At 64.8% G+C, this 24,403-nt stretch carries 23 protein-coding genes; 9 read left to right on the top strand and 14 right to left on the bottom strand.

Annotation, left to right across the window (positions count from 1 at the left end):
• Window positions 1-10 precede the first annotated feature (10 nt).
• Entirely contained in the window at window positions 11-1,150 is a 1,140-nt protein-coding gene (locus LDO41_RS20870; RefSeq protein ID WP_223991671.1) for a PilT/PilU family type 4a pilus ATPase, read from the bottom strand.
• Between the two features lie 13 nt (window positions 1,151-1,163).
• Window positions 1,164-2,207 carry a type IV pilus twitching motility protein PilT gene (locus tag LDO41_RS20865; RefSeq protein WP_223991669.1) on the bottom strand — a complete coding sequence of 348 codons (1,044 nt, stop codon included), beginning with the start codon at window positions 2,205-2,207 and terminating at the stop codon, window positions 1,164-1,166.
• A 66-nt stretch (window positions 2,208-2,273) separates the two neighbouring features.
• Here LDO41_RS20865 and LDO41_RS20860 point away from each other — a divergent pair, with 66 nt between their 5' ends.
• The gene (locus LDO41_RS20860) at window positions 2,274-2,972 is read left to right on the top strand and encodes a YggS family pyridoxal phosphate-dependent enzyme (protein ID WP_223991667.1); all 699 of its coding nucleotides are present in this window, start codon (window positions 2,274-2,276) and stop codon (window positions 2,970-2,972) included.
• 38 nt (window positions 2,973-3,010) lie between these two features.
• The gene (gene proC / locus LDO41_RS20855; RefSeq protein WP_223991665.1) at window positions 3,011-3,865 is read left to right on the top strand and encodes a pyrroline-5-carboxylate reductase; all 855 of its coding nucleotides are present in this window, start codon (window positions 3,011-3,013) and stop codon (window positions 3,863-3,865) included.
• A 37-nt stretch (window positions 3,866-3,902) separates the two neighbouring features.
• On the opposite strand, the gene ubiA is transcribed toward proC, so the two are convergent.
• The 5 genes from ubiA to recG form a co-directional block, all read right to left on the bottom strand.
• On the bottom strand, window positions 3,903-4,787 hold the full coding sequence (ubiA, locus tag LDO41_RS20850; RefSeq protein WP_223991663.1) for a 4-hydroxybenzoate octaprenyltransferase: 885 nt from the start codon (window positions 4,785-4,787) through the stop codon (window positions 3,903-3,905).
• A gap of 104 nt (window positions 4,788-4,891) precedes the next feature.
• On the bottom strand, window positions 4,892-5,377 hold the full coding sequence (locus LDO41_RS20845) for a Dps family protein (RefSeq protein ID WP_223991662.1): 486 nt from the start codon (window positions 5,375-5,377) through the stop codon (window positions 4,892-4,894).
• Between the two features lie 113 nt (window positions 5,378-5,490).
• Window positions 5,491-5,685: a hypothetical protein gene (locus tag LDO41_RS20840; protein ID WP_223991661.1), complete on the bottom strand. Its 195-nt coding sequence runs from the start codon at window positions 5,683-5,685 to the stop codon at window positions 5,491-5,493.
• A gap of 98 nt (window positions 5,686-5,783) precedes the next feature.
• The gene (locus LDO41_RS20835) at window positions 5,784-6,740 is read right to left on the bottom strand and encodes a LysR substrate-binding domain-containing protein (protein WP_223991660.1); all 957 of its coding nucleotides are present in this window, start codon (window positions 6,738-6,740) and stop codon (window positions 5,784-5,786) included.
• Window positions 6,741-6,830: 90 nt separating this feature from the next.
• Complete coding sequence (gene recG / locus LDO41_RS20830; RefSeq protein ID WP_223991659.1) at window positions 6,831-8,981, bottom strand: ATP-dependent DNA helicase RecG; 2,151 nt, start codon at window positions 8,979-8,981, stop codon at window positions 6,831-6,833.
• A 119-nt stretch (window positions 8,982-9,100) separates the two neighbouring features.
• On the opposite strand from recG, the gene queA reads away from it, so the two are divergent.
• From queA to secF, 5 genes are all read left to right on the top strand, one after another.
• Window positions 9,101-10,171 carry a tRNA preQ1(34) S-adenosylmethionine ribosyltransferase-isomerase QueA gene (gene queA / locus LDO41_RS20825; protein WP_223991658.1) on the top strand — a complete coding sequence of 357 codons (1,071 nt, stop codon included), beginning with the start codon at window positions 9,101-9,103 and terminating at the stop codon, window positions 10,169-10,171.
• 17 nt (window positions 10,172-10,188) lie between these two features.
• Window positions 10,189-11,319 carry a tRNA guanosine(34) transglycosylase Tgt gene (tgt, locus tag LDO41_RS20820; RefSeq protein ID WP_223991657.1) on the top strand — a complete coding sequence of 377 codons (1,131 nt, stop codon included), beginning with the start codon at window positions 10,189-10,191 and terminating at the stop codon, window positions 11,317-11,319.
• Between the two features lie 159 nt (window positions 11,320-11,478).
• Window positions 11,479-11,805: a preprotein translocase subunit YajC gene (yajC, locus tag LDO41_RS20815; protein ID WP_223991656.1), complete on the top strand. Its 327-nt coding sequence runs from the start codon at window positions 11,479-11,481 to the stop codon at window positions 11,803-11,805.
• Window positions 11,806-12,010: 205 nt separating this feature from the next.
• Window positions 12,011-13,891 (top strand): protein translocase subunit SecD, encoded by a 1,881-nt coding sequence (secD, locus tag LDO41_RS20810; RefSeq protein ID WP_223991654.1) that lies wholly within the window; start codon window positions 12,011-12,013, stop codon window positions 13,889-13,891.
• 23 nt (window positions 13,892-13,914) lie between these two features.
• Window positions 13,915-14,889 carry a protein translocase subunit SecF gene (gene secF / locus LDO41_RS20805; protein WP_223991652.1) on the top strand — a complete coding sequence of 325 codons (975 nt, stop codon included), beginning with the start codon at window positions 13,915-13,917 and terminating at the stop codon, window positions 14,887-14,889.
• A gap of 83 nt (window positions 14,890-14,972) precedes the next feature.
• Here the strand turns inward: secF and LDO41_RS20800 are convergent, their stop codons facing one another.
• From LDO41_RS20800 to LDO41_RS20770, 7 genes are all read right to left on the bottom strand, one after another.
• Window positions 14,973-15,977: a response regulator gene (locus LDO41_RS20800; RefSeq protein ID WP_223991650.1), complete on the bottom strand. Its 1,005-nt coding sequence runs from the start codon at window positions 15,975-15,977 to the stop codon at window positions 14,973-14,975.
• Window positions 15,974-17,119, bottom strand: a complete 1,146-nt coding sequence (locus LDO41_RS20795) for a hybrid sensor histidine kinase/response regulator (protein WP_223991648.1) — start codon at window positions 17,117-17,119, stop codon at window positions 15,974-15,976. Before LDO41_RS20795 ends, LDO41_RS20800 begins: the two co-directional genes overlap by 4 nt.
• Window positions 17,120-17,126: 7 nt before the next feature.
• Complete coding sequence (locus LDO41_RS20790; protein ID WP_223991646.1) at window positions 17,127-18,458, bottom strand: sensor histidine kinase; 1,332 nt, start codon at window positions 18,456-18,458, stop codon at window positions 17,127-17,129.
• A gap of 28 nt (window positions 18,459-18,486) precedes the next feature.
• Window positions 18,487-19,878: a class I SAM-dependent methyltransferase gene (locus LDO41_RS20785; protein ID WP_223991645.1), complete on the bottom strand. Its 1,392-nt coding sequence runs from the start codon at window positions 19,876-19,878 to the stop codon at window positions 18,487-18,489.
• Between the two features lie 446 nt (window positions 19,879-20,324).
• Window positions 20,325-20,915, bottom strand: a complete 591-nt coding sequence (locus tag LDO41_RS20780; RefSeq protein WP_223991644.1) for a YceI family protein — start codon at window positions 20,913-20,915, stop codon at window positions 20,325-20,327.
• Window positions 20,916-20,960: 45 nt separating this feature from the next.
• Window positions 20,961-21,554, bottom strand: coding sequence for a YceI family protein (locus tag LDO41_RS20775; RefSeq protein ID WP_223991643.1), 594 nt, complete (start codon window positions 21,552-21,554; stop codon window positions 20,961-20,963).
• Between the two features lie 55 nt (window positions 21,555-21,609).
• Window positions 21,610-22,188 carry a cytochrome b gene (locus LDO41_RS20770; RefSeq protein WP_223991642.1) on the bottom strand — a complete coding sequence of 193 codons (579 nt, stop codon included), beginning with the start codon at window positions 22,186-22,188 and terminating at the stop codon, window positions 21,610-21,612.
• A gap of 293 nt (window positions 22,189-22,481) precedes the next feature.
• Between LDO41_RS20770 and LDO41_RS20765 the strand changes: the two genes are divergently transcribed.
• Together LDO41_RS20765 and LDO41_RS20760 are read left to right on the top strand one after the other, a co-directional pair.
• Window positions 22,482-23,282 (top strand): enoyl-CoA hydratase/isomerase family protein, encoded by an 801-nt coding sequence (locus tag LDO41_RS20765; protein ID WP_223991641.1) that lies wholly within the window; start codon window positions 22,482-22,484, stop codon window positions 23,280-23,282.
• 91 nt (window positions 23,283-23,373) lie between these two features.
• A complete protein-coding gene (locus LDO41_RS20760; RefSeq protein ID WP_223991640.1) occupies window positions 23,374-24,360 on the top strand; it encodes a Bug family tripartite tricarboxylate transporter substrate binding protein in 987 nt (328 codons plus the stop codon).
• The last annotated feature ends 43 nt before the right edge of the window (window positions 24,361-24,403 follow it).

The following is a 24,403-nucleotide window of genomic DNA, read 5'->3' as shown; positions in this document are numbered from 1 at the left end:
TACTGCCGCGTCAGATCACGTTCAGGTGCTCGGTGCCCGCGGCGATATCGGTATCGCGATGCCGCTTGCTGTGAAGCTTGATCATGAGCCGCAGATCGTTGAGCGAATCCGCGTTCTTGAGCGCGTCCTCGTAGGCGATCTTTTCCGCCTCGTAGAGTTCGAACAGTGCCTGATCGAACGAGATCATGCCCTGCTCGCGCGATTTCTTGATGACTTCCTTGAGCTCGTGGATGTCGCCCTTGAAGATCAGGTCCGCCACCATCGGCGTGCCGATCATGATCTCGACCGCGGGCACGCGGCCCTTCTGACCCGCGCGCGGCAGCAGGCGCTGCGAGATCATCGCCTTGAGGTTCAGCGACAGGTCGATCAGCAGCTGCTGACGCTTCTCCTCGGGGAAGAAGTTGACGATGCGGTCAATCGCCTGGTTGGCGTTGTTCGCGTGCAGCGTGGCCAGGCACAGGTGGCCCGTCTCGGCGTACTGCATCGCGTACTCCATCGTCTCGCGATCGCGGATTTCGCCGATCAGGATGACGTCGGGCGCCTGGCGCAGCGTGTTCTTCAGCGCCACGTGCCACGACTCGGTATCGATGCCGACCTCGCGCTGCGTGACGATGCAGTTCTGGTGCGCGTGCACGTACTCGATCGGATCTTCGATCGTGATGATATGGCCGTACGAATGCGCGTTGCGGTGGTCGAGCATGGCCGCGAGCGACGTCGACTTGCCCGAGCCCGTGGCGCCGGTCACGATCACGAGTCCGCGCTTGGACATCACGATCTCGTGCAGCGACGCGGGCAGGTCCAGATCTTCCACCGACGGAATGCGCGTATTGATGGTCCGCACCACCATGCCGGCCTTGCCCTGCTGCACGAATGCCGACACGCGGAACCGGCCCGCATTGGGCGCGGTGATAGCAAAGTTGCACTCGCTCGACGTGTCGAAATCCTGCACCTGCCGTTCGTTCATGATCGAACGCACGAGCCCCAGTGCCTGGGTCGGGTTCAGCGGCTGCTGGGACACCGGGGTGATCTTGCCATCGACCTTGATGGCGGGCGGAAAGTCGGACGTGATGAACAAGTCCGACCCGCGGTTGTTGACCATCAGTTCCAGCAGGTCGTTGATGTATTTCGAAGCGGAATCGCGATCGAGCATGACGTTGCGCTCCTCAGCCCATGAAGGCGTCGGGATTCTTGGCAATCGCCCGCGCGTCGTTGTAGTTGATCATGCCGCGCTTGATCAGGTCCGACAGGCACTGGTCGAGCGTCTGCATGCCCATGCCGCTGCTGGTCTGCATCATCGAATACATCTGCGCGATCTTGTTCTCGCGAATCAGGTGGCGAATCGCGGGCGTCGCGATCATGATCTCGTGCGCGGCAGTACGGCCATTGCCGTCGCGTGTCTTCAGCAGCGTCTGCGAGATCACGGCCTCGAGCGATTCCGACAACATCGTGCGAACCATGTCCTTCTCTTCGGGCGGAAACACATCCACGACCCGGTCGATGGTCTTGGCGGCCGAACTCGTGTGCAGCGTGGCAAAGACCAGGTGGCCCGTTTCCGCCGCGGTCAGCGCCAGGCGAATGGTTTCAAGGTCGCGCAATTCGCCGACCAGCACCACGTCCGGATCTTCACGCAGCGCGGAGCGCAACGCGTTGGCGAACGAGTGCGTATGCGGACCGAGTTCGCGCTGGTTGATCAGGCTCTTCTTCGAGGTGTGCACGAATTCGATCGGGTCCTCAACCGTGAGGATGTGGCCCATGTCGTTGTCGTTGCGGTGATCGACCATCGCCGCGAGCGTGGTCGATTTGCCCGAGCCGGTCGGCCCGGTCACGAGCACGAGGCCGCGCGGCTTCATGCACAGGTCCGCGAACACCGCGGGCGTGTGCAGGTCGTCGAGCGTGAGCACCTTCGAGGGAATGGTACGGAAGACCGCCGCCGCGCCGCGCTGCGTGTTGTACGCGTTGACGCGGAAACGCGAGAGACCGCCGATCTCGAACGAGAAGTCGATCTCGAGCCGTTCTTCATAGGACTTGCGTTGCGAGTCGCTCATGATGTCGTACACCATGGCGTGGACATCCTTGTGCCCCATTGACGCAACGTTGATACGGCGCATATCGCCGTGAATACGCACCATCGGCGGCATGTCTGCCGAGAGGTGGAGATCGGACGCCTTGTTCTTGACGGCGAAAGCCAATAGCTGCGCGATGTCCATCTATAATGACCCCACCCAAAAATTACTACTTGTTGTTGTGTACTACTTTGGTATGTTCGCCGGATTATGTCTGTAATCGCCGCCAACTTGCAAGCCGTGACAAAACGCATCGCGGCGGCCACACAACAGGCTGGCAGAGACCCTTCTTCGGTCATGCTGCTGGCCGTTTCCAAGACCGTTTCCCCCATCGCCGTGCGGGCCGCGTTCGAGGCCGGCCAGACCGCCTTTGGCGAGAACTACGTGCAGGAGGGGATCGACAAGATCGGCGCGCTGGGGGAGTTACGCAAAAAATTGCAGTGGCATTTCATTGGGCCTTTGCAAAGTAACAAGACGCGCCCGGTGGCCGAGCAATTCGATTGGGTGCATGCGATCGACCGGCTCAAGATCGCGCAGCGGCTGTCCGACCAGCGCCCCGACGGCCTGCCGCCGCTGCAGGTCTGCCTGCAGGTGAATATCAGCGGTGAGGACAGCAAGAGCGGCGTGGCGCCCGGCGAGGTGCTGGCGCTCGCGCGGGACATCGCCGCGCTACCGCGGCTACGGCTGCGCGGGCTGATGGCGATCCCCGAGGCCGACGACGACCCGGTTGCACAACGCCGCCCGTTCGCGGCCATGCGCGCGCTGCTGGCCACGCTGCGCGAGGCCGGGCTCGACGTGGACACACTCTCGATGGGCATGTCCGGCGATATGGACGCGGCCATCGCCGAAGGCGCCACAATGGTGCGCATCGGCACCGCCATCTTCGGCGCGCGCGCGCCGAAGGACTGACACAGAACCCCCGACACATTTCTTCCGGACCAGACAACATGCTCGATACCCTTACTTTCGGCTTCCTCGGTGGCGGCAACATGGCGTCCGCGCTGATCGGCGGACTGATCGCACGCGGCGTGCCGGCCGCGTCGATCCGCGTGGTCGATCCGTTTGCCGAAGCGCGCGAGCGGCTGGCGCGCGTGTTTGGCGTGCAGACGCTGGAAGCACCCGACGCGGCCTTCGGTGGCAGCGACGTGCTGGTGCTGGCGATCAAGCCGCAGCAGTTCCGCGAAGCCGCGGCGCAACTGGCGCCGCAGATGGCCGCGCGTCCAGGCGGTGGCGGTCTCGTGATCAGCGTGGCGGCGGGCATCCGCCTGCAGGACATGCAGCGCTGGTTCGGCGGCCATGCGCGGCTGGTGCGCGCGATGCCGAATACTCCGGCGCTCGCGGGCATGGGCATGACCGGTCTGGCCGCGGTGGCGGGGCTGTCCGCGCAGGACCGCGCGATCGCGACCGCGGTGTCCGAGGCCGTGGGCCAGTGCGTGTGGGTCGAAGGTGACGACCAGATCGATGCCGTGACGGCGATCTCGGGCAGCGGACCGGCGTATGTGTTCTATTTCATCGAAGCGATGGAACGCGCGGCCACGGAGTTGGGCCTCACTGCGGAACAGGGTCGCAAGCTGGCGGTGGAAACTTTCCGCGGCGCCGCGACGCTCGCGGACCAGTCCACTGATCCGGTGGCCACGCTGCGCGAGCGCGTGACGTCGAAGGGTGGCACCACCTACGCGGCGCTGACGACGATGGATGCGGGCGGCATCGCCGACGCGTTCGTGCGCGCGATGCACGCGGCTGCCGCGCGTGGCAAGGAAATGGGAGCGGAATTCGGGGGCGCTGAATTCGGTAACGAATAAACGACGCGGGAAGGAATAAACCGCGTTATTTCAGGGCTTATTTCAGTAAATAAGCTAGCGCGGTGCCGGCGAAAAGGCAGGCACCGAGCCAGTTGTTATGGCGGAACGCGGTCATGCACTGCATGCGATCACGCCCACGGATCAGCGTGTAGTGATAGATCGCGCAGCCGACCGCGGCCACCACGCCAAGCTGGTACGGCCAGCCCAGTGACAGCTGCACGCCGACCCACGCCATCGTGACCAGGAACACGGCGTAGCAGAACATGATCGCCGCCACGTCGAAGCGGCCGAACGTGATGGCCGACGTCTTGATGCCGATCAGCAGGTCATCGTCGCGATCGACCATCGCATAGGCGGTGTCGTAAGCCACCGACCAGAACGCATTGGCGGCGAGCATCACCCACGCCACCGGCGGCACCGAACCTTGTACGGCCGCATACGCCATCGGCATGCCAAACCCAAACGCAATGCCAAGGTACGCCTGCGGAATCGCGAAGAAACGCTTGAAGAACGGATAGCTGCCGGCCAGCACCACCGCGATCACCGACAGCCATTTGGTCAGCGCGTTGAGCGGCTGGATCAGCGCGAACGCCACGAGCGCAAGGGCCGCGGCAATCGCCAGCGCTTCCCATCCCGCGATATAACCGGCCGTCAGTGGACGTTCCTTCGTGCGCTTGACGTGTTTGTCGAAGTCGCGATCGGCCCAGTCGTTCATTGCGCAGCCCGCCGAGCGCATCAGGAACGTGCCGATAAAGAAGATCGCGAAGATGCCCATGTCGGGCACGCCATCCGAGGCCATCCACAGCGCCCACAGCGTCGGCCACAGCAGCAGAAGCGTGCCGATGGGCTTGTCGATGCGGATCAGCCGGGCATAGAGCGCCAGGCGGCTGGGCTGATGGGGGGCGGCGGCGGGCTGGGACATGTGATTCTCGAAGGCGGAAACAAAAAACGCGCCCCGGCATTGTAAGCCGGGGCGCGTTTCATGACACCGCGCCCGAGTAGCGCGTGCAGGTCAGGCCAGCGAGATTAGGCCAGCATCGCGCGCAGCATCCACGCGGTCTTCTCGTGCGTCTGCATGCGTTGCGTAAGCAGGTCCGCCGACGGCTCGTCGCCAGCGGCGTCGATCACCGGGAACAGCGAGCGCGCGGTGCGTACCACGGCTTCCTGGCCTTCGACCAGCTTGCGAATCATATCGGTGGCCTCGGGCACGCCTTCTTCCTCGGGAATCGAGGACAGCTTGGCGTACTCCTTGTACGTACCCGGTGCGGGGTAACCGAGCGCGCGAATCCGTTCGGCGATCGCATCAACGGCCAGCGCCAGTTCGGTGTACTGCGTCTCGAACATCAGATGCAGCGTGTTGAACATCGGACCCGTCACGTTCCAGTGAAAATTGTGGGTCTTGAGGTAAAGCGTGTACGTGTCCGCGAGCAGCTTCGACAGGCCTTCAGCAATCTTCTTGCGGTCCTTGTCGGTAATACCGATGTTCACGCTCATCTCGTTCTTCTTTGCCATGGTAGGTCAGCTCCGTTCCGGTAATGCGAGTCATGCCACGAGGAAATTACCCGCGAGGGGTTGAGCCATTATCGCACCGGATGTTGCACAGGCACCACTATCCCCGGGTACTACTACCCCACGACTGTCGCGAAGGCACGGGCGGCGTCGACGAACATCGCCATCGCGCCCAGCGCGACGACAGCCATGCCGATTTCCTTGCGCCAGAGCTTGTGGCGCAGACGCGCCGCTTCCTGTGCGCGTGGCTCGGCATCGGCCTGGTGACGGAGTGTTGCGTAGTCTTCGATGAAATTTTCGAGCATGGCCATGATGGGACTCCCTGAATACGATGAGGGAAGTGTACCCATCACTATCGATAATCAGAATTTGTTTGTTTCTAACTATCGAATAGCGGCTAACTATGCCTTCAGGCAGCCACGGCTTCCGGCAGCGAGCTGCCGGAGATCCGGCTGATACCGGCGAGATCGCACGCGGCCACGGCGGTGGCCAGCGCTTCCATGGCCGGCAGGCGCGTGAAGCTCTTGCGCCACGCCAGTACCACACGGCGGTCCGGCACCGGATCGGCGAACGGCACGTAGGCCAGCAGATCGTTGCGCGGCTTGAGGTCGGGGACCGAGGTACGCGGCAGCACCGTGATCCCCACGCCGCTCGCGACCATATGGCGGATGGTTTCCAGCGACGAGCCCTCGAAGGTCTTCTGGATGCCATCCGCCGCCTGCGAGAAGCGCGACAGTTCCGGGCAGACGTTTAGCACATGGTCGCGGAAGCAATGGCCACTGCCGAGCAGCAGCATGGTCTGTTGCTTGAGTTCGTCGGGGTCCACCGCGCTCTGCAGGGCCAGTTCATGGCCGCGCGGCACCGCCACGACGAAGGGCTCGTCGTAGAGCGGGCGCACCGTCAGGCCCGAATCGGGGAACGGTTCGGCCATGATCGCGCAGTCGATCTCGCCCTGCTTGAGCAGCTCGATCAGCTTGTTGGTGTAGTTTTCCTGCAGCATCAGCGGCATCTGCGGAACCGTCTCGATCATCTGCTTGACCAGCGACGGCAGCAGATATGGGCCGATCGTATAGATCACCCCGACCCGCAGCGGCCCCGCCAGCGGGTCCTTCCCCTGCTTGGCGATCTCGCGGATGGCCATGGTCTGCTCCAGCACGCGCTGCGCCTGGGCCACGATCTGCTCGCCGATGGCCGTCACCGAGACTTCCGAGGTGCCGCGCTCGAAAATCTGCACGTTCAGCTCGTCCTCGAGCTTCTTGATGGCGACCGAGAGCGTCGGCTGCGACACGAAGCACGCCTCCGCCGCGCGGCCAAAGTGGCGTTCGCGAGCAACGGCGACGATGTACTTGAGTTCGGTGAGCGTCATGACTTATCAGGTTCGGTTAGGCGATAGATTTTAGCTTCTATTGCCGTCGCTGTCAGAGCCGCGCGAGAAAGTCCCTCGCGCGCCACAAAATCAGGCTTTCAGGAAATGTTCGCGGCCGCCGAGCCAGCGCAACAGATGCGCCTCGACCGCCTCCGGATAGTGCGCCAGCATCAACTCGGCGGCTTCCTGCGCGTACTCCACGAGCCACGCGTCGGTTTCCAGATCGGCAAACCGCAGCATCGCCTCGCCTGACTGGCGCGCGCCCAGGAACTCGCCCGGGCCGCGGATCTGCAGGTCGCGCCGCGCGATCTCGAAGCCGTCCGTGGTTTCACGCATGGTCGCCAGCCGTTCGCGCGCGGTCGGCGACAGCGGTGCCTGGTACATCAGCAGGCACACCGACTCCGCCGTGCCCCGGCCGACGCGGCCGCGCAATTGATGCAGCTGCGCCAGGCCAAAGCGTTCGGCGTGTTCGATGACCATCAGCGAGGCATTGGGCACGTCCACGCCCACCTCGATCACGGTGGTGGCCACCAGCACCTGCAGCCGCCCTGCCGTGAAATCGTCCATCACGGCGGCTTTTTCAGCCGGCGGCAGGCGGCCGTGCACCAGCCCCACGCGCAGATCCGGCAGCGCGGCCACCAGCGTCTCAAAGGTTTCCACCGCGGTCTGCAGCTGCAGCGCCTCGCTTTCCTCGATCAGCGGACAGACCCAGTAGACCTGACGCCCCTCTGCCGCGGCATGATGCACGCGCTCGATGACTTCGTCGCGACGCGCGTCGTTGACCAGCCGCGTGACGATCGGCGTGCGGCCCGGCGGCAGTTCGTCGATCACCGAGACATCGAGGTCGGCGTAGTACGTCATTGCCAGCGTGCGCGGAATCGGCGTGGCGGACATCATGAGCTGGTGCGGCACGCGTGCATCGGCGACGGTACCTTCACCTTCATTTTCCCCTTCAGCCTTGCCGCGCAGCGCGAGCCGCTGTGCCACGCCAAAGCGATGCTGCTCGTCGACGACCGATAACCCGAGCCGGGCAAAGCGCACGGTGTCCTGGATCAGCGCGTGGGTACCGATCACGAGCTGCGCGTCGCCCGATTCCACGCGCGCCGCGGCCTCGCGTTTCGCGCGCGCTTTGAGGCTGCCGGCGAGCCAGACCACCGGCACGCCGAGCGGTTCAAGCCAAGCCGAGAGCTTGCGGTAGTGCTGTTCGGCGAGGATTTCCGTGGGCGCCATCAACGCGGCCTGATACCCCGCGTCGATCGCCTGACAGGCGGCCAGTGCCGCCACCACGGTCTTGCCGCTGCCGACATCGCCCTGCAACAGCCGGTGCATCGGATGCGGGAGCGTCATATCTGCGGCGATTTCCTCGACCACGCGCTGCTGCGCGCCGGTCAGCCCGAACGGCAAGGCGGCGATAAAGCGCTTGAGCAAACCGTCGGCGCGGCGCGGCATCGACGGCGCGCTCTTCTCGCGGCGCGCGGCCTGCGAGCGGCGCAGCGAAATCTGCTGGGCCAGTAACTCGTCGAACTTGATGCGCTGCCAGGCCGGGTGCGAACGATCCGCCAGCGCGGCCTCGCTCTCCTGCGGCGGCGGGTTGTGCAGCAGCCGCAGGCAGTCGGCCAGCGGCGTGAGCCGCAGCTTGGCCAGCGGGCCGCGCAGCAGCGGCTGCGGCAGCGTCTCGGGCATGGGTGTGCGCTGCAGCGCCCCGCCGATGGCCTTGCGCAGATAGGCCTGCGAAATGCCGGCCGTGGCGGGATAGACCGGGGTCAGCCGGTCCGGCAGGCCCTCGCCCTCGGCCACGGGCCGCACGGTCGGGTGCACCATCTCGGCGCCGAAGAAGCCCCCGCGCACGTCGCCGCGCACGCGCAGCCGTACGCCTTCCGCCATCTGCGTGGTCTGGCTGCCGTAGAAATTGAGGAAGCGTAGCGTGAGTTCGCCGGTCTCGTCGGCAATCTTGACCACGAGCTGCCGGCGCGGCCGAAACGTGACCTCGTTGGAGATGACGTCCCCTTCCACCTGCGCCGCCATGCCCGCGCCCGCGCGCGCGATGGCGTCGCGAATCGTCAGGATCGAGGTCTCGTCCTCGTAGCGCATCGGCAGATGCAGCACAAGGTCCACGCTGCGGCGCAGCCCGAGCTTGGCCAGGCGCGCGGCGGCCGTGGACGGCTTGGCGCTGGCGGTCCTGGGCTTCGGTCGCTCTTCCTGCGTTGGTTCGGTGGCGTCGGTCGCGTTACCTGCTGGCATCGAGGGTGCGAGGGTAAGTAAATTCGAGGGGTATGTACAATGTCGGACCCGCCGATTGTACCCATGCCGCTCGCGGCACTCCGTCGTCATTCCGTCCTCATTCCGTAGTTTTGCCTGCCATGCCCACGTCCGCGCTGACGCTTTCCGACTTCGATTTCCCGCTGCCGCCCGAACTGATCGCGCAGTCCGCCCTGCCCGACCGTAGCGCCAGCCGGCTGCTTGTGGTCGAGCGCACCGCCCCGGAAGACCTTGCCGAGGCGGTGCGGATGGTCGATCGCGCGTTCAGCGACATCGTCGATTACCTGCGCCCGAACGATCTGCTCGTGTTCAACGACACGCGCGTGATTAAGGCCCGCTTCTTCGGCCTCAAGCCCAGCGGCGGCAAGGTCGAAGTGCTGGTGGAGCGCGTGCTCGACACCGACACGGTGCTGGCGCAGGTGCGCGCGTCCAAGACCCCGCCCGAAGGCAGCTTGCTGCATCTGGCCGACGGCGCCTTCTCGGTCACCGTGGGGCCGCGCGTGGATCAATTCTTCACGCTGCGCTTTCCGGCGCCCGCGCTTGACCTGATCGAACGTTACGGGCGCCTGCCGCTGCCGCCGTACATCACGCACGACCCGGATGCCTACGACGAGTCGCGTTACCAGACCGTCTACGCGCGCAACCCCGGCGCGGTGGCCGCGCCGACCGCGGGGCTGCATTTCGACGACGCGCTGTTCGCCCGGCTTGACGCGCACGGCGTGCGCCGCGCGTTCCTCACGCTGCATGTGGGCGCGGGCACGTTCCAGCCCGTGCGTACCGAAAACATCGCCGAGCATCACATGCATTCGGAGTGGTATGCGATCTCCGAGGAACTGGCCCAGGCCGTGCGCGATACCCGCGCGCACGGTGGCCGCGTGATCGCGGTGGGCACCACCTCGCTGCGCGCGCTCGAGTCCGCCGCGGGCGAAGACGGCGCGCTCGCGGCCGGCAGCGGCGATACCGACATCTTCATCACGCCGGGCTACCGCTTTCGCCTGATCGATGCGCTGATCACCAACTTCCACCTGCCGAAGTCGACACTGCTGATGCTGGTCTCGGCGCTGGCCGGGGTGGAGGCGATCCGCGCCGCCTATCGTCACGCGGTGGAGGCACGCTACCGCTTCTTCAGCTACGGTGACGCGATGCTGCTGACCCGTCAGGACCGGAACTGAATCTCGTAAGACATATCATGCTCAACTTCGAACTGATCACGACCGACGGCGCCGCGCGGCGCGGCCGCGTCACCCTGAACCACGGCGTCGTCGAGACGCCGATCTTCATGCCCGTGGGCACCTACGGCTCGGTCAAAGCGATGTCGCCGCTCGAACTCAACGAGATCGGCGCGCAGATCGTCCTCGGCAACACGTTCCACCTGTGGCTGCGCCCGGGGCTCGACGTGGTTGGCGCGCATGACGGCCTGCACCGCTTCATGGGCTGGGACAAGCCGATTCTGACCGACTCCGGCGGCTTCCAGGTGTTCTCGCTCGGCGAGCTGCGCAAGATCACCGAGGACGGCGTCACGTTCGCCTCGCCGATCAATGGCGACAAGCTGTTCCTGTCGCCGGAGATCTCGATGCAGATCCAGCGCGCGCTGAACTCGGACATCGTGATGCAGTTCGACGAGTGCACGCCGTACGAGATCGATGGCCGCCCCGCCACGCACGAGGAGGCCGCGCGCTCGATGCGCATGAGCCTGCGCTGGGGCAAGCGCTCGCGTGACGAGTTCGAGCAGGGGGGCAACCCCAATGCGCTGTTCGGCATCGTCCAGGGCGGCATGTTCGAGGATCTGCGCGACGAATCACTGGCAGGCCTCAGCGAACTCGACTTCCACGGCTACGCCATCGGCGGCCTGTCGGTGGGCGAGCCCAAGGAGGACATGATGCGCGTGCTCGCGCACGTTGGCCCGCGCCTGCCCGCCAACAAGCCCCACTACCTGATGGGCGTGGGCACACCCGAGGATCTGGTGGCGGGCGTGGCGGCCGGCGTCGATATGTTCGACTGCGTGATGCCCACCCGCAACGCACGCAACGGCTGGCTGTTCACGCGCTTCGGCGACGTCAAGATCCGCAACGCGGTGCATCGCGCCGACCCGCGCCCGCTGGACGAGCAATGCGGCTGCTACACCTGCCGCAACTTCTCGCGCGCCTACCTGCACCACTTGCACCGCACCGGGGAAATCCTCGGCGCGCGGCTGAACACGATCCACAATCTCTACTACTACCTGGAGCTGATGCGCGAGATGCGCGAGGCCATCGAGGCTCACCGTTTTGAACCATTCCGCCGCCGCTTTGCCGAAGATCGGGCACGGGGCGCGCAGTAGAGACACCAGGGGGCCGAGGGTCGCAGGAGAGGTCGCCGCATCGGTTGCTACATTCGCCCCCGAACAAACCCGCAAATCGCCCTAGAATGCACTGGCGGGACATGGCCGGGTGATAGAATGCCCGATTCCCTGAATTGTAATTTGTGACGGAGAAGTAACGTGCTGATTTCGAACGCTTTTGCCCAGACCGCCAGTGTCGGCGGTGCGGCAGGTGGCCTTATGAGCTTCCTGCCGATCATCCTGATGTTCGCAGTGCTGTGGTTCATCATGATCCGCCCGCAAATGAAGCGTCAGAAAGAGTCCAAGGCGATGCTGGAAGCCCTGGCGAAGAACGACGAAGTCGTGACGGCTGGTGGCATCCTCGGCCGCGTCACCAAGGTGAACGAACAGTATGTGACGCTGGAAATCTCGGAAGGTACCGAGATCACGGTCCAGAAGAACGCCGTCACCACGGTGCTGCCCAAGGGTTCGCTGAAGTCGCTCTGATCGACGCGTCTTCCCCGGCAAATCGCAATCCGGCGTGCGCTGACATCTCGATGTCATAGGCACGCCCCCGCAGCCGCCTGTACCAGCCAGACGGGTCCGCGAGGCCCCGCCCTGACTGCCAGGCGGCTGTTTGCCAACCGGTCCGGCCACGCCGAGCCGCTTCCAGCGGCGACCCGGCGGGCCCGGCCGCAACGACTGGCCAAAGATGAATCGTTATCCGCTTTGGAAATACATCGTGATTCTGGTGGCGCTCGCCATCGGCATCATCTACACGCTGCCGAATTTCTTCGGTGAAGCCCCCGCGGTCCAGGTGTCCTCGGGCAAGGCCACGGTCAAAGTCGACCTGGCGACGCAGAAACGCGTGGAGGACGTGCTGGCGCAGAACCAGCTTCAGCCTGACGGCGTGTTCTTCGACGTCTCCGGCCAGTCCGGCTCGATCAAGGCGCGCTTTCGCACGACCGACGATCAGCTGAAGGCCAAGGATGTGCTGTCGCACGCGCTGAACCCGGACGGCAACGATCCGACGTACGTGGTCGCGCTGAACCTGCTGTCGGGCTCGCCCCAATGGCTGACTTCGTTGCATGCGCTGCCGATGTATCTGGGTCTGGATCTGCGCGGTGGCGTGCACTTCCTGCTGCAGGTGGACATGAAGGGCGCCGTCGACAAGAAGCTCGACAGCCTGGCCGGCGATGCGCGCACGCTGCTGCGCGACAAGAACATCCGCCACGGCGGCATCGAGCGCGATGGCGAAAAGCTGACCGTGCGCTTCAGCAACGCCGCCGACTCCGATCGCGCGCGCACGCTGCTGGCCGACAACCTGCGCGAGCTCGCGTTCTCGACCGATGGCACGAACATCGTTGGCACGTTCACGGATGCCGCGCGCCGCGCGGTGCAGGACGCCGCGGTCAAGCAGAACATCACCACGCTGCACAACCGCGTGAACGAACTCGGCGTGGCCGAGCCGGTCATCCAGCAGCAAGGCTCGGACCGTATCGTCGTGCAGCTGCCTGGCGTGCAGGACACCGCCAAGGCCAAGGACATCATTGGCCGTACCGCAACGCTCGAGGCGCGCCTGGCCGATCCGGACGCGCCGCGCAACCCGCGCGCGGGCGACCCGGTGCCGTTCGGCGACGAACTGTTCACACAGGGTAACGGCGCGCCGGTCATCCTCCGCAAGCAGGTGATCTTCACCGGCGACCGCATCGAAAGCGCGTCGGCGGGCTTCGACCAGAACCAGCGTCCGTCGGTCAACATCAAGCTGGACGCCCAGGGTGGCCGCGTGCTGCGCGACGTGTCGCGCGAGAACATCGGCAAGCCGATGGGCATCGTGCTGTTCGAAAAGGGTAAGGGCGAAGTGCTGACGGTGGCAACGATCCAGTCCGAACTGGGTTCGAGCTTCCAGATCACCGGCTCGTACTCGACCGAAGCCGCGAACGACCTCGCGCTGCTGCTGCGCGCCGGTTCGCTGGCCGCGCCGATGGACATCATCGAGGAACGCACGATCGGCCCGTCGCTCGGTGCCGACAACATCCAGAAGGGCTTCGACTCGGTGGCCTATGGCTTCAGTGCGATGGCCGTATTCATGGTGCTGTACTACATGCTGTTCGGCGTGTTCTCGGTAGCCGCGCTGGCCGTCAACCTGCTGCTGCTGATCGCGGTGCTGTCGATGCTGCAGGCCACGCTGACGCTGCCCGGCATTGCCGCTATTGCGCTGGTGCTCGGTATGGCAATCGATGCGAACGTGCTGATCAACGAGCGGATCCGAGAGGAACTGCGCGCAGGGGCTTCGCCGCAGATGGCCATCGCGATCGGTTTCGACCGCGCGTGGGCCACGATTCTCGACTCGAACGTCACCACGCTGATCGCCGGCCTGGCACTGCTTGCATTCGGCTCCGGCCCGGTGCGGGGCTTCGCGGTCGTGCACTGCCTGGGCATTCTCACGTCGATGTTCTCGGCGGTCTTCTTCAACCGCGGTCTCGTGAACCTCTGGTACGGCCGCAAGAAGAAGCTGCAGAGCGTGTCGATCGGTCAGATCTGGAAGCCGGGTACCGAGGCGCCCGCCGCCAAGCCGCCCGTCGTGAAGTAAGCGGCGGACACTGAGGAAACATCATGGAATTTTTCCGCATCAAGCGCGACATTCCGTTCATGAAGCACGCGTTGGTCTTCAACGTGGTGTCCTTCCTGACGTTCGCCGTCGCCGTCTTCTTCCTCTGGCACAAGGGCCTGCACCTGTCGATCGAATTCACGGGCGGTACCGTGATGGAGGTCAACTACCAGCAGGCGGCCAACCTCGAGCAGATCCGCGGTCAGGTCGGCAAGCTCGGCTACACCGACGTGCAGGTGCAGAACTTCGGCACCTCGCGCGACGTGATGATCCGCCTGCCGCTGCAGAAGGACGCGCAGGGCAAGCCGGTCACCTCGGCGGTGCAGAGCCAGCAGGTCATGACCTCGCTGCAGGCCGCCACGCCGGACGTCAAGCTGCAACGCGTCGAGTTCGTCGGACCGCAGGTGGGCAAGGAGCTCGCCACCGATGGCCTGCTGGCGCTGCTGTGCGTGGTGATCGGCATCGTGATCTACCTGTCGTTCCGCTTCGAGTGGAAGTTCGCGGTGGCGGGCATTATCGCGAACCTGCACGACGTGGTGATCATCCTGGGCTTCTTCGCGCTCTTCCAGTGGGAATTCTCGCTGTCGGTGCTGGCGGCGATTCTCGCGGTGCTGGGCTACTCGGTGAACGAGTCGGTGGTGATCTTTGACCGGATTCGCGAGAACTTCCGCAAATACCGCAAGATGACCACGCACGAGATCATCGACAACGCGATCACGAGCACGATCTCGCGGACCATCATCACCCACGGCTCGACCGAAATGATGGTGCTGTCGATGTTCTTCTTCGGCGGCCCCACGCTGCACTACTTCGCGCTCGCGCTGACGGTCGGTATCCTGTTCGGTATCTACTCGTCGGTGTTTGTGGCCGCGGCGCTGGCGATGTGGCTCGGCGTCAAGCGCGAGGACCTGGTCAAGGGCGAGAAGAAAGGCGGCGAGAACACGGACCGCAACGATCCGAATTTCGGCGCACAGGCTTAGTCAGTCGGAACGCATCAACAAAAACGCCCGGCGTGCAGTGCAGCGCCGGGCGTTTTTGTTTTCTGCGAGAGACGAGAGGAGACTTACACCGTCTCCGAGAACTTCTCGATCCACACCGCGAGGCGATCGTTGGCGAACGACTCGTTGCGCGTGCCCGCTCGCGCGGTGATCGCTTCCCCTTCTCGCACCAGTTGCAGCGCACCGCCTGCTTCCTCGAGCCACAACAGCGCCGCCAGCCAGCTTGCATGCGCGGGTGACACCGCCTCGTCGACCGGCTTCTCGATAAACTCGGACAGCAGGGCCGGCGTGGTCCACGTGGCCGCATCACCATCACGGCGCAACGTGCCATCGCCCACGACTTCCGCCAGCACCGCGGTCGCTTCTGCGGCATTCCGTCCCGCAAGACGCGTACGCAGTTCCGCCAGCCGCGCGCTCACCGCGTGGCCGAAGGCGCCGCTACGCTGGCTCTCCGCGCCGACCAGATCGGCGTAGTCCATGCGATTCCAGTCCGGTTCCGGACTCCGCGCACCCGCAAGGTCGGCACCGGCCAGATAGGTCTCCACGGGCTGGAAGCGGCCCGGGCCGATCAGGCTCACGGTCAGCGCCTGCACCATGCCGATGCGCGCCGCCACGGTCTGCTTCTGCATCACCGACAGCTTCTCGCGCACGAGCTGGTCACGCTCGCGCCGCAGGCCGGACAGCTCCAGCGCCTGCTTGAGCTCCATGCGCAGCGCCGTGATGTCCCATGGCTTCTTGATATAGCGATGGATCTGACCCTGGTTCACGGCCTCGACGGTCTGGTCGAGCTCCGAGTACGCTGTGGTCAGGATGCGCACGATATGCGGGTAGTGCTCGCGCGCGTAGCGCAACAGTTCGTTGCCGTACTCGCCGGGCATGCGCTGATCCGACACCAGCACCGCGAGGCTGGCACCGTGCGCATCGAGCATCGCCTTGCCCTCTTCGACCGATCCGCCCGTGACCACGGGCGCCAGCTGCCCGATGGCACGCTGGAAATATTTGACGGCGGTCGCCTCGTCGTCCACGAACAGAATCGCGGGGGGCGCCTGCGTTGTATTCAGTTCGCTCATCGATCACTCCTGTGCATACGATTCTTGAAATTGGGAAAATCCAGCGTCACGGTCGTGCCGGCGCCGGATGCCGAAGCAATCCGGATACCGCCACCGAATGACTGCATGACGCGGTTACAGAAGATCATGCCAAGCCCGCTGCCACCGGCACCTGCGTGCGTGGTGACCGGGTCGACGAGCAGCCGCTCCATGACTTCGGGCGGAATGCCGGGCCCGTTGTCGGAGATGCGAATCTCGGGATGCTCGCCCGCCACGACCACGAAGCGCAGCACCGGGCCACGGACATCGGCCAGCGCGCGCAACCCATTGCTCATGACCGACGACAACACCAGTGCGACGCAGTTGGGTAGCGTCGGCACCGGGAAATCGCCGTGTACTTCCACCTGAACCCAGTCGCGCTGGGCATCCGCGAATGGATAGGTGTCCAGCAGCGACGACACCAGCGCACCCGCCGAAACCGGCTCGCCCGGCGTCGTCGATCGTGTGCCGGGCGTACCCGCCATGCCCGCGCTGTTGCGCACCGATTGCAGGAACGACGACAGCACCGCCAGGCAATACTGCGCGTTGTCGTGCATCTTGCCGGCGGCCTGGCCGATCTCGCCCAGCCGCTGTGGCGCATCGTCGCCGCTCACGCGCGCCTCGATGCCGCGCGCGAAGTTGGCAATCGCGGCCAACGGCGTGTTGAGTTCATGCGCGAGGAATGCCAGCGTCTCGTCGATCGCCATCAGCCGCTGCTGACGCGCCAGACGCTCGCGATGCCGCTCGCCGGCCAGGCGCAGGACCTCGCGCACGCCAGCCACCGCGATCGGCTTCTCGAGAATGCGGAACACCTCGCCGTTATTGACGGTCTCGAGCAGCATGTCCTTGTCCGCATACGCGGTCACGAGAATGCGCACGATCTGCGGGTAGTCCAGCGCCACCTGCCGCAGCAGCGAGCCGCCATCGCGGCCCGGCATGCGGAAGTCGGTGACCAGCACCGAGATGCGCGCCGACTGCGCGCGCAGGATCTCGGTGGCTTCGTCCGCGCTCGTGGCCAGCAGCACGTCGTATTCGCCGCCGACGGCACGCGCGAAATACTTGCACGCCATCTGCTCGTCATCGACGTAGAGCACGGTCGGCCGGGCCTGACTGATATCGCTCATGACAACCTCACTCCGCCCGCGGCAGGTCGAAAGCGAACGCCGCCCACTGGCCGACCTCGCTCTCGGCGAACAGCACGCCGCCATGGCGCTCGACCACGGCATAGCTGATCGACAGGCCGAGGCCCAGGCCCTGCCCCACTTCGCGCGTGGTGAAGAACGGTTCGAACACGCGCGCCAGATGCTCGGGCGCGATGCCGGGGCCGTTGTCCTGCACGCGCACATGCAGGCGTCCATCGAGCCATCGCACGGTGGTATGGATCGCCGGCCCCTGCGTGTTGACCTTGCGCATGGCCAGCGCGGCGTTCGAGAACAGGTTGATCAGCACGCCGATGATGGCGGCCTCGTCGCCGAACACGAGCGTGTCGTCGGGCATCTCGCGCGTCATCTTGACGCCGCGCAGTTCGTGCGCGGTCAGCCGGATCGACGAGTCGAGCGCCTTCTCGAACAGGAACGGCGTGCCCTCGACCTCGGCCCCTGGCTTGCGGTACGCGAACGTCTTCAGATCGGAGACGATATGCTGGATGCGCTGCATGCCCTGCTTGGCATCGACCAGGCATTCCTCGAGCATGGGCTCCTTCTTCGTGACCGGCTCCTCCATGGCAACCTCGATCGCCATCAGGCAGAAGTTGACCGGATTGTTCACCTCGTGGAGCAGGCCCGCCGCGAGCGTACCGATGGCGGCCATCTTCTCCTGCTGGAGCATCTGGCCCTTGATATCGACGAGCTGGCGGTTGATGTCCTCGAGCTCCACGTTCTTCTCGGCCACCTCGGCCTTCAGGCGGAACAGCATGAAGCGCGCGCGCTCGTTGAAGAACGTGTACACGCCGCTCGCGGCCGCCGCGAACAACAGGAATAGCGAATTGACGATGAAGGTGCCCGCCGGCTCGATGCCGCCCGGATGGATAAAGCAGGCCGCCGCGTACAGCAGATACGACAGAATGCCGAACACCACGTTCTGCCACAGCCCGAATGGCAACGCGATGCCCGACGCGAAGATCGCGAGGTTCAGGCCCACGTAATAAGGCGACTGCACGCCCTCGGTCTGCGAGATCATCCACGCGATCATGATCTGCGGCAGCAGCAGCCACGTCAGCGTGAGCCACGGCGCAAAGCGTCGGCCGGCCTCGCGGTACAGCGCGAAGACCACGCCGGCGATCATCAGCGAGACCACCACACGCGCGATGGCGAATGGCAGTTGCTGCTCCGGATACTGGCCGTAGTCGAGCCCGACGCCGAACATCACGAGCGCGATGGCCGTGTAGGCGCCGCCTCGCGAGAACGCGAGACGGAACTCCGCCAGCTCGGATTGATATCCGGCGTACAGTTGATTGGCACTCATGTTCGGGACGGGAAGCTCTACCTCGCTGTCACTGGATAGTGGCTTCGGCGAAGACATTGACCCCGGTTTCATCGACATAGAATCGGTGTGCATGCGAGTTCTCCGGCAACAGCGAAGCCATGCCGGCCTCATTGCGATAGATCAGATACCACTCGAGCAAATGTTCCATGCCGAACTTCTCGGGATTGTCGGAATGGACGTTGGTCACCAGCATCTCGCCACCCTGCTTGGTGCGCGACGCGAAATACGTGAGCAACCGCGCGCAGACCTTGTCGGACAGATAGTCGAACAGGCCCGCGCAGTAGACCGCCTCGAACGCGCGCCAGTCCGGCTCGTCGGGCGCGATACGGCGCTTGAGCAATTCATGCACCGACTGGTGGACCATCTCCACCGACGCCTTGCGGCCCGCCGACGCGGCCGAACGCTCGATCGAGCTTTTCGTGTACTCGAGCGTTTCCGCGCTGAAGTCCACGAGCTGGAAGATCAGCAGTTCCGGATTCGGATACTCGCGCACGAAGCGCTGGATCTCGAACGCGGGACCGCAGCCGACATTCAACACACGGAACGGCCGGCCCGCGGCGCGCGCGCGCTCGGCCTGCCGCGTGAGGAAGTCCACCAGCAGGTCGATGCGGTTGCGGTGCGCAGTGGCCACCGCCGCTTTCAGGAACGCCGTATTGACGATCTGGAAGTACGTGGTCGGGCCCTGCTGCGGATCGCTGAGGATCTGGTTCACCATTTCATAGTCGCCCGCGTAACCGAGCGGCTTGGTGAAAGTGCGATACACGAACGGTGCGCGCAGCAAGAGCGGATGCAGCGCGGCCTGTGCGTAGGTGCGGTGCACCGGCGCGATCTCGGGGTCCACGCGCTGCGCCTCGCCCTCGAGCCAGTCGAGGTAGGTCTTGACCTTGGTCATCAGCGGCGTGGCGAGTTCATAGAACACGTCCTCGCGCAGGCGTCCGTCGGTCTTGGGCAGGGACTCGGTCAGATCGACCTGCTCCACCCAGCGCGAGACTTCGGAGAGGTACGCGCGCATCTCATTGACCACGATCTGATAATCGCGTCGGATATTGAAACGCGTGTCCCAGTCCTGCACGAACATCTCGGCCTCGCGGGCCACGGACTTCGGCTCGTTGTTGACGTCGGTGAGTTCGCGCCACTCGTCGATCAGCGTCAGCGACACCACAGCGGTCAGGCCCGTATTCACGAGACTCATGACCACCGCCTTGCCGAGGTACGCATTCTTCGTGCCCATGCGAACGGTGAGCTCGCTGAGCACCTCGCTGACCTGAACGATCGAGTACGGGTTATAGATTTCCATCACCAGAGACTTTCTCTGGAGATTGATGATCGTTCCGCGCACCTGCTCGCCCTGCGAGTTGCGGAAACTAACTACCGGATCGATTTGCGTTTTGGAGTACACGGTGTCGCGCCAGGGAAATCCGAAAAACGCTGCGCGCCAGGGCGCCGTGAACGGCAGACCGGGTACAGCTCGGGCAAGAGGTCTCGCGGCGGGTGACCGGGATCAGGGAATGCAGCCAAGACTCATGTCGTATGCGCGTGCCCGTTTAAGGATGCGGTTGGGATGCGAACAGGGAAGTCACGCATGATGTGATTCCCGGAGTGGTGCGACTGCGGCGACCCATTGTACTGTGGCAGTCGTCCGTCGTACAACCGCGTAGATGTCGTAATTGGTGGGGTATGCCCGAGGGGCGGTGGCAGGCACCGGAGCGGGGCATTCAAATGAATCGAAGGCGAAACGCCGTCGATCGGGGTCTTTCCCCATTGCGGGGAGAGACCCGGTAGCCCGCGCGGAGGGCCGCGCGGGATCAGCCTTGAATCGGCCTTGAATCGGCCTTGCGTCGGCCTTTAGTCGGCCTTCACGCCTTCGACCTGGATCGCCAGCTTGACGTCCTGCTTGAAGCCGTACTTCGCGCCGTAGTCCACGCCGAAGTCCGCGCGATTGAACGTGCCGGCCGCATCGGCGCCGCACACTTCGCGCTTGAGCATCGGATGCTCGATGCACTTGAACTCGCGAATCTCGAGCTTCACGGGCTTGGACACACCGCGCAGCGTCAGCACGCCATCGATCTCGGTGGGCACGTCACCCTTGAACTTGGTGAACTTGCCCTTATAGGTCGCGTCCGGGTGCGCCTGCACGTCGAACATCTCGGGGCCCTTCACGTGGTCGTTGAGCTTCGAGTTGCCGAAGTCCACCGACGCGGCATCGATCTTGACGTCAACGGTGCCGGCCTTGGCCGCGCGGTCCAGCGTGACCACGCCGCTCGACTTGTCGAACTTGCCGCGCCACACCGACAGGCCACCGAGGTGATCGGTCTCGAAGCTCGGGTACGTGTGCGTGGGATCGAGGTTGTAGGTGGACGGCGCGGCGGCGGCGGTGAAGGTTGCCGAAGCGGCAGCAACGGCAACGAGCGCGGCGGTCAGGGAACGCATTTGCATATAGGTTTCTCGGATTGAGTTGATAGAAAAATCGGCGGCAGGCTTTCAGCCCTTCTTTGTCGCCGTCACGATATGGAACTTGATTTGTACATCGTCGGCGACGACCGAGGTGTCCTTCCACTCGCCCTCGCCGATGTTGAAGGCGGTGCGCTTGATCGGCAGCACGCCATCGAACACTTGCCCGGCGGCATCCTGGCGATAGGTCGCCGGTACCACCACGTCCACGGTCTTGCCCTTGATGGTCAGCTTGCCGGCCACGTCGACCTTGCCCGCGCCGGTGCTCTTGATGCTCGTCGACTGGAACGTGGCCTTCGGATACTTCGCGGCGTTGAACCACTCGGCTCCCTTGACCTCCTTGCTGGTCTCGGCGTCGCCGATCTCGAAGCTCGACACGTCGATATCGATCTTCGCCGATGACGTCGCCAGCTTGGCGGGATCGAAATCGACCGTGGCGTCGAATTTCTTGAACTTGCCTTCCATCGGCACGCCAATCTGGCGCGCGGTCGCGGTCACGGCGCTCTTGGACGTATCCACCTGGGCCCATGCGAGTTGCGCGACCGAGGCGAGCGAGGCGACCGCGGCCAGAGTGGCCACGCCGGTGACGAGCGGACGCATGCCGCGATGAATGATGCTTGTCATCTGCAACTCCTTGCTAGAAGTAACGCTATCGGAAAATGGAAATTCAACGCGGAGATCAGCGCAAAAATGGCAGCATGCGTGCCAGCGTGCCGTCGCGATCGATGACCTGATGCTTGATCGCGGCCAGTGCATGCACCACGACGATCGCCGCCATCGTGTAGTTGAGCCAGATATGGGTGGCCTGCAGTACGGCCTTGGCGGTGTCGCCGGGCTCGATCAGCATCGGCAGCTTCCACAAGCCCAGATAGACCACCGGCACGCCCGCGGCGCAGCTGTACAGATAGCCCGTGATCGGCACCACCAGAATCAGCACGTAGAGCAGATGGTGCGCGCCCGCCGCGGCCCGTGCCTGCCACGCGGGCGTGCCCGGCGCGACCGGCGGCGCGGCGTGGGTCGCGCGCCAGAGCACGCGCAGCACGGCCACCGCGAAGATCGTCACGCCGAGCCACTTGTGCCACGAGAACAGCTTGAGCTTGGTCGGCGTGAAGCCGTGAATGCTCGTCATGTACAGGCCGAGACCGAAGGCCGTGAAGATGCCGAGCGCGATCAGCCAGTGGAGCCCGATCGCCGTCGCCGTATAGCCGGTAACGGGCGTTGTGGCCGCGGTCGTGTGTAGCACCTTCGTCGAATTCATGAATGCATCCCTTTCGGCTGGCGGGGGTCTTGTTCGTTGTACGTGGCCACCAGTGGTGCCAGCGATTCTCGCATTATTGGGGGACAGGCGTGCACCTTGAAAGTCTGAACTTCATTAAGTTGTTCAAATCATTTGATGTGACCGCATGTCGCAGCCGCCACCCATCACCTCCACCTTGCGGTGTCATCGGCACAGACCCGTCTTGACACATGTCCGAGCGAGTCGGATCATAGTTCGAACGTCGTTCCGACTAATAGAACATCGACGAAAGAGACCTTCGCAGGAGACGCACGATGGACGAGACCGTCCGGGTGACCCGCCACGCCGGCTGGGCCGAGATTCGCATCGATCGTGAGGCGCGACGCAACGCGCTCGATCGCGCCACGCGGCATGCGCTGGCCACTGCGTTCGCCGAACTGGCCAAACCTCACGCCGAGCCTCACGCCGAAATTCGCGCGATCGTGCTGACCGGCACCGGCGCCAGCTTCTGCGCGGGGCTGGACCTGCGCGAACGCGAGGCCGAGCGCGCGGCCGGAGCCCCCGATGTCGCGGGGCAGGAGGCCATCGAGCTGAACCTCGCCATGCGCGCGCATCCGGCCATTTTCATCGCGGCCGTCAACGGTCTTGCGCTCGGCGGCGGTGTCACGCTCGTCAACAGCTGCGACCTGGCCATCGCGTCGTCCGAGGCCGCGCTCGGTTGCCCGGAGATCGGCTTTGCCAACTACGCGAGCATGGCGGGCCCAACGTCGCAACTGCTGCTCACGCGCAAGCGCGCGGCATGGCTGCTGCTGACCACCGAACGTATCGATGCCGCAACGGCCGCCGACTGGGGGCTCGTCAACGAGGTCGTGGCACCGGCCAGGCTCGATGCACGTGCGGCCGAACTCGCGGTGCGCCTTGCCGGCTTCGACGCCGCCGCGCTCGCCGAAACCAAGGCCGCGCTCGAGAAAATTCCGGCCGAAATCACGCGCTGGCGCGAGGCCATGGACTATGGCCAGACCGTCAACGCGCGCATTCGCGAACGCACTTCCGCCGCCGCGGCGGGCCTCGCGCATTTCGCCACGGCCGGCCGCCATCGCGGCCAGGGCACCTAGCGCGCCACGCGCACCTCGTCCACACCTTGTTGCCACACCTCGCGACATGCCACAGAGCCTGCGCACGCACGACCATGAATCAGGAGACCCCATGACACGCCGCAGTTTTATCCGTACCTGCACCCTGCTGACCGTTTCGGCCGTGACGGCCACGATGGTGACGCCCGCCGCGCGGGCCGCGGACGCGTTTCCGTCGAAGCCCATCTCGATCATCGTGCCGTTCTCGGTGGGCGGCTCCACCGACCTCGTCGCGCGGCTCGTCGCCACCGGCATGAGCGCGCGCGGCACCAGCGCGCTCGTCGACAACCGCACCGGCGGTGGCGGCGTGATCGGGTGGGGCACCGCGGCGCGCGCCAATGCGGATGGCTACACGCTGCTTACCACCGAGATGTCGTACGCGATCGCAGCCACGCTGCTGCCGAAGCTGCCGTTCGATCCGTACAAGAGCTTCCAGATGGTGACGGTGGCCGCAGCGATGCCGCATGTGCTCGTGGTCCATCCGAGCGTGCCGGCAAAGACCGTGCAGGAATTCATCGCGCTGGCCAAGGCCAATCCGGGCAAGTACTACTACGGCTCGGGCGGCAACGGCACCAACACCCATCTTGGCGGTGCGCTGTTCAACAGCCTGGCCGGCACCAACCTCGTCCACGTGCCGTACCGCGGCGCGGGCGCGGCGATGCAGGATCTGCTCGGCGGACAGGTGCAGGCGCTGATCACCTCGCTGCCGACGGCACTGGCCTATATCAAGAGCGGCAAGGTGCGCGCGCTGATGCTGGCCAATGACACACGCTCGCCGGTGCTGCCCGACGTGCCGGCCGCGCCCGAGGTCGGCATGCCGAAGATGGTCATGAAATTCTGGGTCGGCTTCTCGGTGCCCGCGGGCACGCCGCAGCCGGTCATCGACAAGCTCAACAAGGAAATGGTGGAGACCGTCAACACGCCGGAGGTCCGCAAGAGCCTGCAGGACCAGGGGCTCGATCCGGTGGGCAGTACGCCCGCGCAGGCGACAAAGCTGCTCAACGACGAGATTCAGCGCTGGGGCGCGGTCATCAAGGCCGCGAATATCAAGGCCGATTGAAGCCGGGGCCGAACAAAGTCAAGGCCGATTGAAGGAGTACCTG

The organism is Cupriavidus pampae (assembly GCF_914271485.1).
Classification (GTDB): Bacteria; Pseudomonadota; Gammaproteobacteria; order Burkholderiales; family Burkholderiaceae; genus Cupriavidus; species Cupriavidus pampae.
Note: the sequence above shows the minus strand (reverse complement) of the source record. Positions and strands in the feature narration are given on the sequence as shown.

Excerpts from the sequence above, each read along its gene's own strand:
- LDO41_RS20870 (WP_223991671.1), bottom strand. The coding sequence starts at position 1,150 with ATGCTCGATCGCGATTCCGCTTCGAAATACATCAACGACCTGCTGGAA.
- LDO41_RS20865 (WP_223991669.1), bottom strand. The coding sequence starts at position 2,207 with ATGGACATCGCGCAGCTATTGGCTTTCGCCGTCAAGAACAAGGCGTCC.
- LDO41_RS20860 (WP_223991667.1), top strand. The coding sequence starts at position 2,274 with ATGTCTGTAATCGCCGCCAACTTGCAAGCCGTGACAAAACGCATCGCG.
- proC (WP_223991665.1), top strand. The coding sequence starts at position 3,011 with ATGCTCGATACCCTTACTTTCGGCTTCCTCGGTGGCGGCAACATGGCG.
- ubiA (WP_223991663.1), bottom strand. The coding sequence starts at position 4,787 with ATGTCCCAGCCCGCCGCCGCCCCCCATCAGCCCAGCCGCCTGGCGCTC.
- LDO41_RS20845 (WP_223991662.1), bottom strand. The coding sequence starts at position 5,377 with ATGGCAAAGAAGAACGAGATGAGCGTGAACATCGGTATTACCGACAAG.
- LDO41_RS20840 (WP_223991661.1), bottom strand. The coding sequence starts at position 5,685 with ATGGCCATGCTCGAAAATTTCATCGAAGACTACGCAACACTCCGTCAC.
- LDO41_RS20835 (WP_223991660.1), bottom strand. The coding sequence starts at position 6,740 with ATGACGCTCACCGAACTCAAGTACATCGTCGCCGTTGCTCGCGAACGC.
- recG (WP_223991659.1), bottom strand. The coding sequence starts at position 8,981 with ATGCCAGCAGGTAACGCGACCGACGCCACCGAACCAACGCAGGAAGAG.
- queA (WP_223991658.1), top strand. The coding sequence starts at position 9,101 with ATGCCCACGTCCGCGCTGACGCTTTCCGACTTCGATTTCCCGCTGCCG.
- tgt (WP_223991657.1), top strand. The coding sequence starts at position 10,189 with ATGCTCAACTTCGAACTGATCACGACCGACGGCGCCGCGCGGCGCGGC.
- secD (WP_223991654.1), top strand. The coding sequence starts at position 12,011 with ATGAATCGTTATCCGCTTTGGAAATACATCGTGATTCTGGTGGCGCTC.
- secF (WP_223991652.1), top strand. The coding sequence starts at position 13,915 with ATGGAATTTTTCCGCATCAAGCGCGACATTCCGTTCATGAAGCACGCG.
- LDO41_RS20800 (WP_223991650.1), bottom strand. The coding sequence starts at position 15,977 with ATGAGCGAACTGAATACAACGCAGGCGCCCCCCGCGATTCTGTTCGTG.
- LDO41_RS20795 (WP_223991648.1), bottom strand. The coding sequence starts at position 17,119 with ATGAGCGATATCAGTCAGGCCCGGCCGACCGTGCTCTACGTCGATGAC.
- LDO41_RS20790 (WP_223991646.1), bottom strand. The coding sequence starts at position 18,458 with ATGAGTGCCAATCAACTGTACGCCGGATATCAATCCGAGCTGGCGGAG.
- LDO41_RS20780 (WP_223991644.1), bottom strand. The coding sequence starts at position 20,915 with ATGCAAATGCGTTCCCTGACCGCCGCGCTCGTTGCCGTTGCTGCCGCT.
- LDO41_RS20775 (WP_223991643.1), bottom strand. The coding sequence starts at position 21,554 with ATGACAAGCATCATTCATCGCGGCATGCGTCCGCTCGTCACCGGCGTG.
- LDO41_RS20770 (WP_223991642.1), bottom strand. The coding sequence starts at position 22,188 with ATGAATTCGACGAAGGTGCTACACACGACCGCGGCCACAACGCCCGTT.
- LDO41_RS20765 (WP_223991641.1), top strand. The coding sequence starts at position 22,482 with ATGGACGAGACCGTCCGGGTGACCCGCCACGCCGGCTGGGCCGAGATT.
- LDO41_RS20760 (WP_223991640.1), top strand. The coding sequence starts at position 23,374 with ATGACACGCCGCAGTTTTATCCGTACCTGCACCCTGCTGACCGTTTCG.